The following is a 13,978-nucleotide window of genomic DNA, read 5'->3' as shown; positions in this document are numbered from 1 at the left end:
TTATTTCCTCTAGTTAGTTAGTTAGTGACACAAAGCTTAACTATCTGGATTGCTCATTTGCGGATTATATGACTAGCGGTAAATGGCGAGGATGACTGGTAAAAAAGCATGTTTAGCAAATCTAATATGCTTTCAGAGTATATTAACCACTAACGGGTTTGCTATGATACAGGTTATCAAGATGCTGATATCTTTTTCATGCATTCAATATGGACTTATCAAAGTACAAGGATTCAGAGTGACTTTAAGAAAGATAGCAGTAGATGCAAACCGGTAATTTATCATCCCAAGTTGATGAACTGAGTATTAAACAAAAAGGCCTACATTTTTTACAAAACTCAGCTGGCGCGAGAGCCGCTTTACTGCTGTTTAGTTGGATTTTGGTTTGGTTCAGTGGCGCTTTGGTTGAATTTTCTCACCATGCCAGTGTTTGGTTTCCGCCTGCGGGGTTGACCTTTGCTGTGTTTTTCGTGGTGGGCGCTCGTGCTATCCCAATCGTCATGTTGGCGGCGATTTTGGTCACTTTGTTTACTAACAAAGACTACCAAATTGAACTGCAAAGCGTCGAAGCCATAGAAGGGGGCGTGCTGTTTGGCGTTGCCCATATCCTTCCTTATTATGCCGCTAGTCAATTATTGCGTTGGTTAACGCAAACAAAGCAACTTACCTTACCACTATCTATTATCAGCTTTTTGCTAATTGCTGCGGTTGCATCATTAATCGCGACTTTTTTAGTTTTAAATTCGCTGGTCTTCTCCGATATGATGCAATTGCAAGAGATTATGTCTACTTGGTTACCGTTTTGGATAGGGGATATGGCTGGTATTGTTGTGCTCAGCCCATTATTTTTTAGCATCATGCATGTTATTTATCCGAAAAAATTCTTTATGTTACTTGAGCATATTGAAGGCCAGTTAAGCACCTCAACCCCGCAGTATAAGTACAAGTTGTTGGTTTCAATAGCATTAATTGTAATAGCTATGTTGCTGGCCAAATTCACTCAATCTATGGATAGCTCGTTTGCAATCTTCTTCTTGGTCATACCGCATATGTGGATTGCCTGCACTGAAAATGCCTTTTTCAATATTTTGAGTTTGGCCGTGAGTAGTTTGCTGGTGGTATTTTTAGTCGATGCGTTAGAGCTGATGGAGTTTGTTATGGTCTATCAATATGCGATTAACGTGGTAGCGACTAATGCGATGTTTGCCATTGCTGTGCCTGCATTAACTGCACACAATCACCAACTTAAAAGCAAAGTTTTTACCGATAATTTGACCCAAACGGCATCCAGAGAATACCTAATACAGCGCGCAATTTCTGAATTACGTCATGCTCAATGGGAAAACAAAGATTTATGTTTGTTGGTTTATGATATTGATCACTTTAAAAAGATAAACGACTCCCACGGCCACAATGCGGGAGATAAGGCTTTAAAAATACTCAGTGAAAGCGTTAAACAATTATTACGTCCAAATGACTTATTGGGGCGCTTTGGTGGCGATGAATTTATTGTTGTGCTGCCTGATACCAATCAGCAAACGGCAATGATGGTTGGAAATCGTTTATTGGCGCATATCAATGGTATGCAACTGAATGATGGTGAACCTCTTTCTATCAGCATCGGGATAACCGAAATGCAAGCTGATGATGATTTTGAAAGCCTCTTCAAACGTGCAGATAGTGCTTTGTATGAGGCCAAACGTTCTGGAAGAAATTGTATTTATCAACATTAGCCAAAGCCCGGTTGAGTTCAGTTTATTCAACTGCACACAGCTGCTTTACTTAAGTCGTACATAAATCTCTGCTTAATTTAGATGACGCTTTGTTGCTATTTATCAAAAGCGCTTCAAAAAGTCAGTGAATAACCTTGTAACTTGATCCATTGACGAGTTAAGTCGGTGATCTCCAGTAATCAAATGTAATTCACAAGCAGATTGGGCAGCGTATTTTTCTGAGTGTTGATAGGGTATCACCTCATCTTCTTTACCATGCACGATGCAAATCGGTTGCTTGCCTGATGAGTAACTTTGTTTGTCATAACCTGGCATGAATAGGGCAGGTGCTAATAAGAATACACCTGCGCATGGATGACGCTCGCAGGCTACCAGTGAAACATAGCCGCCCATTGATGAACCCACCAGTAATACAGGCTCAGTAACCTCGGCTAAACGCCCAATTAACTTTTCTACCCGTGCATCTGGATTGGCAATGGCTGAATAATCGAGGCTATCTACCTGATGACCATGGTGTTGCGCAATCTTTGCCAAGGTAGTTATTTTAGAGCCCCAAGGACCACTTTCTTTTCCGTGAGAGAAAATCACCTGCATAATTTTTCCATTAGTAAATTGTCATTTTATTGTTTAAGGCAGTGTATCAAATTGCCCGTGGTTTGCTGTTGAATACAAATGATTTTTTAGCTGATTTATAAAGTACTTGTAGCAACAACGATGTGCTAAAAATGAGTGAAAGTAGACTCATTGAAAAAATATAAATCTTTTATCTTTCATAAATCTGTCATTAATCCTGTTGTTTTATGAAGCTTTTATCACATTTTTTTTATGTAATAGAACTGTCTTTTTTATCTGCTAGTTTTTTTCTGCACTATTTATTCCTCAAAAAATATTCACGTGAAATGCAATATTTCTCGGGTTTTTTGTGCTGATTTTTAGTGGTTTGTCTTGGCTTTCTCAAAGTTAAAAAAGTACCGATTAGGCGCGTTTTACTTTGTGTGGAATTGAAAAATCAACTCATATTTGATGGGAAAATTATAATGAAAACTAAGTTTGCGAACGCTCGTTCGTTAGGTTTGCTGTGTCTTGCTGCCACACTTGCTGCCTGTGACGACGATAAAATTGTAGAAATTGAAGTGCCTGTAGAAGTACCAGTTGAAATACCTGTGATGGTTAACGCAGAGCATGCAATGTTAACCGACCCATTCTTACAATTACCTACTGAGAATTCCGTCAGTGTGGTGTGGTTTACCAATTTCGAGGGTACTGAGCATACTTTGCAGTACGGTGAAACCACCACCACTAATGTTGTTACAACCTCATTAACTCGTATGATGGAAGATGCGTCATCTCAACAATTTGGTAAAACCTATGATGCAGTGAGTTATCGCTCTGTGTTTCGTCACGAGGCGGTGGCAGAGGGCTTAACGCAAGGTGAGCGTGTAGAATATTCAGTTTCCAGTAAAGATGAAGATGGGTTTGTATTTGCCAGCGATACTTTCACTTTAGCGCCATCTCCTGCTAAAGATGCTCCTTTGAAGATATTACTTACATCAGACTTACAGTCGAAAAAGAATGTTGTCGCTAACTATCAAAAAGTAGTCGAAACCGTCGGTGTCCCTGATGCAGTATTGTTTGCTGGTGACTTTGTTAATGTACCGGATCGTGCATCTGAATGGTTTGATCAGGCAAAAGATAATGCGCCAGGTTTTTTCCCTGCACTACAAGGACATTATCAAAAGTATCTACCGGGATTCCCATACAATGGTGGAGAAATACTGCAACATTCACCTCTATTTGGGACCATTGGTAATCATGAAGTGATGGGGCGTTATCGTCCTACTGAAGATGATTACTCCCTTAATGGTGGCTTTAATGATCCGCAACCAGCTTGGTATGCGGAAGCCGCTTATGAGCAAGTAAAAGCCGACGTAAACCCGACTGATGATGCTCAGATTAAAGCCCAATGGATTGCTGATCAATCACATAATCAAAACAGCTTCTTAGATATTTTCTCTTTCCCTGATGATGGCCAAGGTGGTGAAGAATATTATGCAACTGTATTTGGTGATGTGTTTATTATTTCAATGAACGTGTCGAGAATCTGGCGTTCGTGGAGTGTCTCTGGTGCTAGTAAGTCTAAATTTGTGGAAAGCTTAAGCACCTTAGAAGATCCTTCACAATGGGGATTTGGTGAGTTTTTGTTTGAACGTTTTGACAAAGATTCCGAGCAGTACGCATGGTTAGAATCGGTTATGCAAACTGATGCTTTCAAAAATGCCAAATATAAAGTGGTAATGGCTCACCAAGGGGTATTTGGCTTAGGTGATAATACCGTGCCGGTGTTGTCACAACCGGTTATGCAACTTGTTGAAACGGATGCGCAAGGACTTGAAACTATCACTGAGTTCACCTTTCCGTTGAGCACTGAGACCTGGACCAATGACGTTGAACCAATGCTCAATAATATCACTGAAGTGCGTTATCAATATCCGTTAGCTCAAGACGTATGGCTCAACGATATTGAACCACTACTGTTGGAAAATGGGGTGGATTTGGTGCACATAGGACACTCACATTTGTGGAATCGAGCGCAAGTGGAAGACCTCCATTATTTAGAAAGCTCAAATGTGGGCAATTCTTATGGTGCTTATTATGTTGATAGCAGCGGTGTGTATACCAAAGATGTGCGCTCTAGTTATGCCGATTTTTGGGCCGATGTAAATTCGGAAAATCCACGCTGGGCAATTGAAGATTATCCACCAAATGGCGATCCGCAAGGCCGCGCAATGAGTTTTCCAACGGTGTTTAGCCCGATGAGTTTAGAAAATGACGCTTATCCAAACTTGCCTTTTGTAACCAGTAATACCTTGTCAGTCTTTTCGATCTTAGATACTGGAACGGGCACAGTACAAAGTTATGTGTTTGATCCGACTAATCTTAATTCTGAAGTACAGTTATTCGATGAGTTTTCAATAGAGTAATTGCTGAAGTTCTATATTGGCTAATATTTGCGGCTAATATTCGCGGCTAATAGCGCATAGTGCGCTATTAGCCGATTTTTTAATGGTTTTACCTTTCGCTAAAGTTAACCGTTTGGGTGCTTTAATCTGGTTTGTACTGGCGGTGCAAATTTAGCGAAACGCAATATTCAGCTGTGAGCGTTAGTTTAAATCACGCCGCTAGCGTATTCACTTCATTTATCTGTGGCAACATCTAACTGTTGTATATGCAATTGAATCTCTATCTCCGAATCTGTGGCATCTTTAGAAAAGTAGTGCCCTTGAATAGGAGCAATCACTTCGGGACTATGGCTCACCGCGGTGGGAATAAAAAAACTGTTAGCCAATATGCCGTTAGTGGGATCAAATCCCTTCCAGCCAGCCCCCGGTAAATAAACCTCAGCCCAAGCGTGCATAGAACCAACCGCCCGATTGAAAGTATACTCAGCACCATTTTCGGCCGGAGGATCATACAAGTAACCACTAACAAATCGAGCGGCTAGGCCAAGTTGACGAACCACAGAGATAAACAAAACGGCCATATCTCGACAGGAGCCTGAGCCTAACGAAAGAGTGTCATTTGGCAGTTGTATGCCTTCTTCATCTCTACGTATATAACGAATGTCTCGACGAATCGCTTGGTTTATATCCATTAAAAATTGAATAATATCCGGATGTTTCGAAGGCGAGGGAACCGCTTGCTGATACCAATCGAGAACTTGCGATTGGTTCTGTTGTTGCGGATCTAAAATATAGGGAGTGAGCGCTTTTACGTCAGCACCACGATATTCAAATGGATATTCAAGGGCGTAAGATTCAAGTAAAAAGTCGTAGGGGTTGTCATCATCAATCTCAACATCGATTACCGTCAAAAATTCCAAAATTTCTGACTCTGTCAGTCCGAAGTTACATTTGAGTAGTGAGTTACCTTCAACATCGCGCACAAAACTTTGTTGTGAAGGGGGAATGGTCTCAACATCAAAACGATGGACACGTCTTAAGTGACCTTCGATTGGACGCAGATATAAACTATGTCCTGAAAAACTAACAGGCCCAGTGTAAGTATGACGGGTTAAATGCTCGATGCGTAATTTCATAAAATTAACAATGCCATGCTTAACTATTCAAGTTAGTTGAGGTTATACGCTATATAGTGGCTATGCAATCAACCTAGCTATTTGTTGGGCAACTTTTTACTGGTTCAATTATGATTAACACACTTTCCATGGGTAAATATCACCCCAAAGAATAATAGTCGCTAGTATGGCTTTAAACTCAAATTCGAGCTTTAATTTAAGGCAACCCCACCGTCATTTTTTGTAACTTATCATAACCAGCGAGAAACTGATTATTGAGTAGAATGGATAGCTATTTAAGTGACTGTTTACTTGTCATTAACTTGCAACTTAAAACTCAGTAATGTTTTTTCTACTCCGGTTGATTTGCTCTCCAGTTACGTAAAATACCATTATCATCATCAAAAGATGCAGTAATCGTTATCAATAGAACTGCACCAATAATTTCTGAATAATGCCAAATAAAACCTTTTTAAACCTCCAATTTATGGGCTTGTTTGGTATCTGCAATAATCGCAATTTAAGATCTATTAAGATCGATTTTGTATTTTAAACGCCCCGAATTATCAATTTTATTTGTCGTTATTGTTAGATTAAGAATATCAGGAATACAATTTATTAACATATAAGCTTGCGTAATCATACTTACGTGTGTGATGATGGTCTTATAATAAAAGTAAGGCGAGTTACACCGCGTTTAGCTAAGTATCCGATTATGTCGGAGAAGCAGGAGATAATAAAATGGCTTATATTTTTGATGCGGTACGAACTCCGCGGGGCAAGGGGAAAGAGGGCGGTGCGCTCGCAGCAATGAAGCCTGACGAGTTGGTGTCTAAGCTCATTGGAGCGTTACAACAACGTACCAATTATGAAATGAAACCAGATGCTTTGATATTAGGCGCTGTAGGTCAAGTTGGTTCTCAAGGTGGCAATATTGCCTTGGTTTCAAAATTTAGAGCGAAATTACCGGATTCTACAACGGCTTTTTCACTCAACAATTTTTGTGTATCTGGACTTACTGCTATCTCCCAAGCAGCCGCAATGATTGAGGCTGGACAAGGAGAAATTGTCCTCGCCGGAGGCGTTGAGATGATGTCTAGTGTGCCATTTATGGCAGATAACGCAGATTTTTACACGGACAGAACATTACCCGTTCGTAGTCGTTATTTATTGGTTGCTCTAGCCGCTGATCGCTTGGCTGAAGAGCAGGGTATTAGTAGACAAGAACTTGACCAAGCTGCGTTATCTTCTCAGCAATTAACTCAGGCTGGTGAAGGGACGGGCCTAGTTGCATCACGAATTGCTGTAAACGGTTTAGACCGTGAAGAGTGTCTGCATGTTGGTAGCATAGAGTCGTTAGCATCGCTCAAGCCTGCGTTTGGCGGCGCGGCTAAATACTACAAAGACATCCTTGGTCGAGAAATTGACCATCGCCACACTATCGCCCATGCACCACCCATTTCAGATGGCGCTGGTTTGGCGTTAATTGGCGCAAAAGATGCCATTGATGCCAAACCTCGGGCACGAATAGTGGCCTGTGCTGAAGTCGGTGGTGATCCTGCAGAGTCTTTAACTGCCGGTATTGCAGCGATGGAAAAGGTATTTGAGCGCTCTGGTTTGTCATTGGCTGACATGGACAGGATTGAATACATGGAAGCGTTTGCGGTAAGTATTGTCAAATTTATCCGTGATTTTGATGTTGCGCCCGAAAAAGTTAACGTTGCGGGGGGACATTTAGCCAAAGGCCATCCTTTAGGCGCATCAGGTGCAATATTGTTATCAACCTTATTGGATACCTTAGACGTTGCGAACGGACGTTATGGTCTTGTGGTCGCAGCGGGAGCCTCGGGTATAGGCAGTGCCATGATAGTTGAGAGATTAGGGGAATAGAATGAGTGAGCAGCAAAAAACAATCGATATTGTCGCTAAGCATAAAATAACCCTCGAGCAGGCCATAGATGCCGTTAAAAGTAGGAAAAACTGGAGTCCTTTTAAAGACTCACCATCTACTAAAATACACGGCCCTGAAAAGCCAATTTTGGGTAAAGCTGCATTTGAAGCGCATTTGAATCAACCTTTTAAACTTGATTTACCGGGCATTAAAGCTTGGGCGGGGGCTGAAGTTTCGCCTTTTACCCAAGCAGCACTTGGCATAACGTATCCTCTTTGTGATCCTGAGATTAGCATTGCTGCTGCGAAAAAAAGCATGCCGGATTGGGCAAAAGCTACGCCTGATTTAAGGATTGCACTTTGCCTAGAAATGGCTGAGCGCCTGTACGATAGAAATTTTGAAATGGCCCACTCAGTTATGCATGTTGCTGGGCAAAGCTATACCCAAGCGTTTAGTGGCTCTGGTCCCAATGCCTTAGATCGTGGCATTGAAGCATTAGCTTATGCATCTATTGCCATGGACAATGTGGTTCCAAAAGCGCAATACCAGCGCACATTTGGTCGGGAACAAGTAAACCTTGAGAAAACTTACACACTTGTACCTAAAGGCGTTGGCTTGGTAATTTGCTGTGCGTCATTTCCTACGTGGAACGCATATCCGGCAATGTTTGCAAGCTTAGCCACAGGTAACCCGGTTGTGGTGAAACCTCATCCTATCGCTATTCTGCCCATGGCTATTGTAGTTGAAACCTGTCGTGCGACTTTGGCAGAGTTTGGATTCGATCCCAATTTGGTGACCTTGGCTGCCGATACTATTGCTGAGCCAATTGCTAAGCAATACATTGATCATCCTGATGTGCAGATTATCGACTTTACTGGTAGCCCTCGTTTTGGCAGTTATTTGGAAAATACTGTTACTCGTAAGTTGCTATATACCGAAACTGCAGGGGTAAATAGCGTTGTTGTTGAGTCGGTAGACAACCTAGCCGAATCGATGCGCGCCATTGCTCGGGCGACGAGTTTATTTTCGGCGCAGATGTGCACCAGCCCGCAAGTTGTATATGTTCCAAAGGATGGGATAAAAACCGCCAATGGACAGGTTAGTTTTGAGCAAGTAGCGCAAACAATCGTGAATGAAATTGATGCCATTGCTGAGGATCCCAAAGTCGCGGCGGGTATTATGGGGGCGATTCAGGGGCAAGTTAGCCTTGATGTTGTGGAAGCTGCCACTGCTATGGCTAATCAAAAAGGATTAGCCATTTTACGACAAGCCACAGCTTACCCACATCCAGATTTCCCCAATGCACGAACACGCACACCACTTGTGATCTCGGCCAAATCTGAACATAAACAAATGTATTCAGAAGAACGTTTTGGTCCGGTGCTATTTATTGTAGCGGCACAAAGTGCCGATGCGGCGGCTGCTGAAGCCACAGAATTGGCGAAAACTCGGGGGACAATTTCGTGTTATATGTATTCAACCAATGAAGATTACATCGATCGCTGGGTTGATGAATACGCTCAAGCAGGGGCAAACCTTACAATTAATCTGACTGGGGCCATGTGGATTAATTTTGCTGCGGCATACAGTGATTATCACGTTACAGGATTGAACCCCGCAGGTAATGCCTGTTTAGCCGATCTGTCCTTTGTGGCTTCTCGTTTTCGCATAGCTCAACGACGTAGACCTATTAGCAAGGGCGTAGCATGAGTCAGAATGTGTATATTGTCGGCGCAGCAATGACGCCCTTTGGCAAACGATTAGAAGATACAGTCAAGTCATTAACGACTCAATCAGTTGAAGCAGCATTGCAAGATGCAGGGGTAGAGAAACGCGCCGTGCAAGGGGCGTGGTTTTCGAATACTCGTCAACAAATGCTCGAAGGTCAAAATACCATACGTGGGCAAATTGCGTTGCGAGCTGCTGGGATTGAAGGTATTCCAATTATCAATGTAGAAAATGCCTGCGCATCAGGCTCTACTGCGGTCCATCAGGCGATGACTGCAATAAGAGCCGGCATGGTGGATATTGCTTTGGTGGTTGGCTCTGAGAAAATGGTTTACAAAGATAGACCAGAGAAAGTTGCCGCTGCATTTGCTGGTGGCACTGATATTCACGATCAGCAAAGTGTTCTTGATTATATTGTTTCTATTGGTGGCGAAAAACCCGGTCCTGATCGCAGTTTGTTTATGGATTTGTATGCCGCTCAAGCTCGCGTACATATGGATAGCTTTGGCACCACTCAAGAAGATTTCGCCCGTATTGCTGCCAATACTCATTGTCATGGGCAACATAACCCTAATGCCCAGTACCGCACACCTTTTACGGTTGAGCAGGTATTGGCGGATAAAAGCATCGTCTATCCATTTACCCGCGCTATGTGCGCACCTGTAAGTGATGGCTCTTCAGCTTTAATTCTTTGCAGCGACAACGCGCTTAAAAAAATTGGTCGCTCACGAGCGGTGCGTCTTTGTTCTGTCGCCTTGTTAAGCACTATTAGCCGCGACAAGTTCGATTACACCCGTCACATTAGTCGTCGCGCAGCACAAGCTGCCTATGCCGAAGCTGGCATTGAAGCTAAAGATATAGACGTCATTGAAGTACATGATGCAACGGCTTTTTCTACGTTAGTGCAAATTGAAAATTTAGGTTTGTGTCAACCAGGGGAGGTGGGAGCAGGCCTCAAAAAAGGAGACTTCAAAATTGGTGGCAGAGCACCGGTTAACCCTTCAGGAGGCTTACTTGCTAAGGGGCATCCTGTTGGTGCAACCGGAATCGCACAAATGTACGAGTTAACTGCACAATTGCGTGGTGAAGCTGGCGCTAGACAGGTGCAAGGTGCCCGCATAGCGGTCGCTGAAAATGGCGGTGGATTCCTTGGCGTGGAAGAGGGAGTAACCACAGTGGCGGTATTGGAAAAAGCCTGATTTAGGACGAATTTAATTCGCTATCTATCTTCAACCTTATTTACCAAGCCTGTTCCATGCCCGTGCTTGGCGACGAATAATTTAGATAATACAGCCAATGAGAGTGGTACAGATGAATGAGCCTATAGCGTTAAAACTAAGACTGCCGGTGTTTTGTGCACCGATGTTTTTAGTTTCTGGTCCGGAATTAGTGATCGCTGCTTGTAAAGCAGGTATCTCTGGTTCGTTTCCCTCGACCAACACCCGCACGATTGAAGAGTTAGATGAGTGGATGAACAAAATTTCCAGTGCATTAACCACAAATGATGCGCCTTGGATTATGAATCTGATCACGCATTCAACCTACACGCGCTTAGAGCAAGAATTAGAACTTGTGGCCAAGTATAAACCCGCAGTTGTGATCACCGCACTTGGTTCACCAAAGCCGGTTATGGAAACCGTAAAATCCTACGGCGGAATGGTATTCGCCGACGTTGTGGACTTAAAACTTGCTAAAAAAGCAGCAGAAGCTGGGGTTGATGGCTTAGCTTGTATTAGTGCCGGTGCGGGTGGACATACCGGTCAACTTTCTCCTTTTGCTTTTATATCCGCGGTGCGCGAGTTTTTTGACGGTTATATCGCGGTGGGCGGCGGAATTTCAGACGGTGCAAGTGTGGCAGGTGCGATAGCCGCCGGGGCTGATTTTGTCTACATGGGAACGCGTTTTTTGCCGGCTAAAGAAAGTATGGCGCAAGCGGAATATAAAGACATGGTAGTGGCAGCGAACGCTGATGATCTGATTGTGTCAGCCGCAATTACAGGCACAAAAGCATCATGGTTGAAACCGAGTTTGCAAAAAGCTGGAGTCGACCTCGACTCGCTAGCCGATAGTGCGAACAGAGATTATTCTGGTGGCGGAGACAATAAACGCTGGAAAGATATATGGGCGGCTGGACAAGGCGTTGGCCGCAGTCGTGCAATTGAAGCCGTTGCCGATATCGTTTTTGATCTAGAGCGAGAATATGCTGCTGCGATAGAACGGCTTAACACGAGAACAATAAAAAGATCAGTTTGAAATTAAGCCGTTAACGACAGTGAATCTTTCTTGAGTAAGTAAAACAAGGTGCTAGTAGTATGAACAACATATTGGATGGAGTGCGTGTTTTAGATTTTGGTCGTTACATTGCGGGTCCTTTTTGCGCCACACTGCTTGCCGATTTAGGTGCAGATGTGATTCGCATCGAAAAACCTGCAGGCGGCGAAGATCGTTTCACTGTGCCGATTAATGACGCAGGAGAAGGCGCATATTACATGCAGATTGGCCGTAACAAACGCGGTATAACCTTAAATCCAGCTTCACAAGAAGGGCGTGAAGTGGTGCGTCGTTTGGTAAAAACCGCTGATGTCGTCGTGGCGAACTTGCCTTATCCTGCGCTTAAAAAATTAGGCCTAGATTATGAAACTCTGGTGAGTATCAAGCCGGATATTATTCTTACAACTGGTTCTGCATTTGGTTCTACCGGCCCTTATGCCACGCGAGGTGGTTTTGATACTGTCGCTCAGGCTATGTCTGGCAGTATGTATTTAAGTGGTAGTTCAGATGAACCAGCAAAGTCTTTTGCACCTTATAGCGATTTTGGAACCGCATCATTGAGTGCATTTGGTACTTTGGCGGCGCTTATCCATCGCTCAAAAACAGGGGAAGGGCAAATTGTAGAAGGCACATTGTTAGGCACCGCGTTAACTTTCAATAATGCCGCGTTAATGGAAGCCGCTGTTACTGGTCTAGAACGAACAGGTAGTGCCACTCGAGGCCAGTACAATGCTCCAACCGATTCGTTTCGTACCCTCGACGGTTATGTCACTGTGCAAGTGGTCGGCGCTGGCATATTTAAACGTTGGGCTAATTTAATGGCAGAGAAAAAGTGGTTAGATGATCCAAGATTCAGCTCCGATCAATCTCGCGGCGATCACGCAGATATCATTTGTCAGCGCATGTCAAAGTGGTGTGAGCAACGAACAAACAGCGAAGTACTAACCGAGTTAGCCCAAGCGGGTATTCCATGTGGAGAAATGTTGCGTCCTGGTGAAGTCGTTAGTAATGAGCATATCGTGGCAGCAAATATGTTCCAGTATTGCGAATATCCTGGAGTAGCAAAAACAGCACCTATTGCTGATCATCCAATCCGTTATTCGAAAACCAAGGTAGAAGACTTCAAGCGAGCACCAACCTTGGGAGAACACACAACTGATATACTTAATGAGATTGGTTTTAGCGCGGAAGATATTAAAGGATTTAAAGCAAACGGCGTTATTTAAGGTGGTTAATCATCCTGCTTATTGAGCTTTCCACGACTGTTGCTTATTTGCAGCGTGTAAGTAGTGTCAGTAGGAAGGACTTCTTGATGACAAGACGAGCAAGCCATTTCAAGCCTCAGTGGGTTCCCACATATTTTATGGGTGAGTAGAAGCGGTGGACCTTCTGGAGACGGAAGCCATTTGTCCCCCCACTGCAACAAGGTCAGTATGATAGGGTATATACCGATTCCTTTTTTGGTCAGTTTATATTGAATCCGACGCGAATCGCCCGGCACTTCTGTGGTGGTGAGGAATCCGTCTTCACATAGCTCGGAAAGACGATTGGATAATATATTAGTGGCGATATAAGTGGCTTTAAGAATTTCTTGGAACTGATTGATGCCACTGAATAATGAGCGAAATATTAACATTCCCCAACGGTCGCCGATGATTTGAATACTGTCATCGAGTAAAGTTGTGCTACTGCCTGCTTTTGATGATTGTCGCCGTCTAGCGCTGTACTTAGCTTCCATTTCTCCGGCACCAGGACCGGTTTCCCAGCTCACATCTAGCGGACTAATTTCAGTACCGCATGACGCACAGGCAGGAAAAGGTTCGGTGGTGTTACCACAGGATTTATGGGTTAGAACAATCTCGAGTTTACCGGATTTTTGCCCCCATTGACGTTCCCAATGGAGCATTGCTAATGCAACAGGGTAGAGATCGACAAATTTTTCAGTGGCCTTGTATTCATATCGTTTTGGTCTTTCACTGTAAGCAACTTTAACCATACAACCTTTATCGATTAGTCGTTTAAGCCTATTGCTTACTACCGGTTTTAAGAGTTTTGTTTGTTGACAAAATTCATCGAAGCGACGGGCTCCAAGCCAATAACTTTCCATTATTAGCAAAACAGGGCTATCACCTATAATCTCAAGTGCACGCCAAATTGAACAAGTTTGAATGAGTTTTACATCTGCCGAAGTACTCTTCAAATTAGTCGATTCATTATTTTTTACCACTTCTGACAGTTTCCAATTTTACTATTTTCGATATTTATAAGGGTGTGATTATG

The 13,978-nt window shown here is 43.2% G+C and carries 10 protein-coding genes; 7 read left to right on the top strand and 3 right to left on the bottom strand.

Features of this window, described 5'->3' with window-relative positions:
- The first annotated feature begins 263 nt into the window (after positions 1 to 263).
- Positions 264 to 1,733, top strand: coding sequence for a diguanylate cyclase (locus tag VUI23_RS12980; RefSeq protein WP_342804613.1), 1,470 nt, complete (start codon positions 264 to 266; stop codon positions 1,731 to 1,733).
- A gap of 102 nt (positions 1,734 to 1,835) precedes the next feature.
- Here VUI23_RS12980 and VUI23_RS12975 read toward each other — a convergent pair whose 3' ends face one another.
- Positions 1,836 to 2,327 carry a YqiA/YcfP family alpha/beta fold hydrolase gene (locus VUI23_RS12975; RefSeq protein WP_342804612.1) on the bottom strand — a complete coding sequence of 164 codons (492 nt, stop codon included), beginning with the start codon at positions 2,325 to 2,327 and terminating at the stop codon, positions 1,836 to 1,838.
- Positions 2,328 to 2,770: 443 nt separating this feature from the next.
- Here VUI23_RS12975 and VUI23_RS12970 point away from each other — a divergent pair, with 443 nt between their 5' ends.
- Positions 2,771 to 4,714: a fibronectin type III domain-containing protein gene (locus VUI23_RS12970; protein WP_342804611.1), complete on the top strand. Its 1,944-nt coding sequence runs from the start codon at positions 2,771 to 2,773 to the stop codon at positions 4,712 to 4,714.
- 212 nt (positions 4,715 to 4,926) lie between these two features.
- On the opposite strand, the gene VUI23_RS12965 is transcribed toward VUI23_RS12970, so the two are convergent.
- Complete coding sequence (locus VUI23_RS12965) at positions 4,927 to 5,829, bottom strand: transglutaminase family protein (RefSeq protein WP_342804610.1); 903 nt, start codon at positions 5,827 to 5,829, stop codon at positions 4,927 to 4,929.
- A 720-nt stretch (positions 5,830 to 6,549) separates the two neighbouring features.
- On the opposite strand from VUI23_RS12965, the gene VUI23_RS12960 reads away from it, so the two are divergent.
- The 5 genes from VUI23_RS12960 (at position 6,550) to VUI23_RS12940 (ending at position 12,924) form a co-directional block, all read left to right on the top strand.
- On the top strand, positions 6,550 to 7,698 hold the full coding sequence (locus tag VUI23_RS12960; RefSeq protein WP_342804609.1) for an acetyl-CoA C-acyltransferase: 1,149 nt from the start codon (positions 6,550 to 6,552) through the stop codon (positions 7,696 to 7,698).
- Between the two features lies 1 nt (position 7,699).
- Entirely contained in the window at positions 7,700 to 9,409 is a 1,710-nt protein-coding gene (paaN, locus tag VUI23_RS12955) for a phenylacetic acid degradation protein PaaN (RefSeq protein WP_342804608.1), read from the top strand.
- Positions 9,406 to 10,626: a thiolase family protein gene (locus VUI23_RS12950; protein ID WP_342804607.1), complete on the top strand. Its 1,221-nt coding sequence runs from the start codon at positions 9,406 to 9,408 to the stop codon at positions 10,624 to 10,626. The genes paaN and VUI23_RS12950 overlap by 4 nt, the downstream gene beginning before the upstream one ends.
- 112 nt (positions 10,627 to 10,738) lie before the next feature.
- A complete protein-coding gene (locus VUI23_RS12945) occupies positions 10,739 to 11,680 on the top strand; it encodes a nitronate monooxygenase (RefSeq protein WP_342804606.1) in 942 nt (313 codons plus the stop codon).
- Between the two features lie 59 nt (positions 11,681 to 11,739).
- Positions 11,740 to 12,924, top strand: coding sequence for a CoA transferase (locus VUI23_RS12940; protein ID WP_342804605.1), 1,185 nt, complete (start codon positions 11,740 to 11,742; stop codon positions 12,922 to 12,924).
- A gap of 5 nt (positions 12,925 to 12,929) precedes the next feature.
- Here the strand turns inward: VUI23_RS12940 and VUI23_RS12935 are convergent, their stop codons facing one another.
- Positions 12,930 to 13,925, bottom strand: a complete 996-nt coding sequence (locus VUI23_RS12935; RefSeq protein WP_303500602.1) for a helix-turn-helix domain-containing protein — start codon at positions 13,923 to 13,925, stop codon at positions 12,930 to 12,932.
- Positions 13,926 to 13,978 lie beyond the last annotated feature (53 nt).

Source organism: Alteromonas sp. M12 (assembly GCF_037478005.1).
GTDB classification, from domain to species: domain Bacteria; phylum Pseudomonadota; class Gammaproteobacteria; order Enterobacterales; family Alteromonadaceae; genus Aliiglaciecola; species Aliiglaciecola lipolytica_A.
Note: the sequence above shows the minus strand (reverse complement) of the source record. Positions and strands in the feature narration are given on the sequence as shown.

What these genes read in the sequence shown, in the direction of transcription:
- VUI23_RS12980 (WP_342804613.1), top strand. Translation starts at nt 264, where the DNA reads ATGCAAACCGGTAATTTATCATCCCAAGTTGATGAACTGAGTATTAAA.
- VUI23_RS12975 (WP_342804612.1), bottom strand. Translation starts at nt 2,327, where the DNA reads ATGCAGGTGATTTTCTCTCACGGAAAAGAAAGTGGTCCTTGGGGCTCT.
- VUI23_RS12970 (WP_342804611.1), top strand. Translation starts at nt 2,771, where the DNA reads ATGAAAACTAAGTTTGCGAACGCTCGTTCGTTAGGTTTGCTGTGTCTT.
- VUI23_RS12965 (WP_342804610.1), bottom strand. Translation starts at nt 5,829, where the DNA reads ATGAAATTACGCATCGAGCATTTAACCCGTCATACTTACACTGGGCCT.
- VUI23_RS12960 (WP_342804609.1), top strand. Translation starts at nt 6,550, where the DNA reads ATGGCTTATATTTTTGATGCGGTACGAACTCCGCGGGGCAAGGGGAAA.
- paaN (WP_342804608.1), top strand. Translation starts at nt 7,700, where the DNA reads ATGAGTGAGCAGCAAAAAACAATCGATATTGTCGCTAAGCATAAAATA.
- VUI23_RS12950 (WP_342804607.1), top strand. Translation starts at nt 9,406, where the DNA reads ATGAGTCAGAATGTGTATATTGTCGGCGCAGCAATGACGCCCTTTGGC.
- VUI23_RS12945 (WP_342804606.1), top strand. Translation starts at nt 10,739, where the DNA reads ATGAATGAGCCTATAGCGTTAAAACTAAGACTGCCGGTGTTTTGTGCA.
- VUI23_RS12940 (WP_342804605.1), top strand. Translation starts at nt 11,740, where the DNA reads ATGAACAACATATTGGATGGAGTGCGTGTTTTAGATTTTGGTCGTTAC.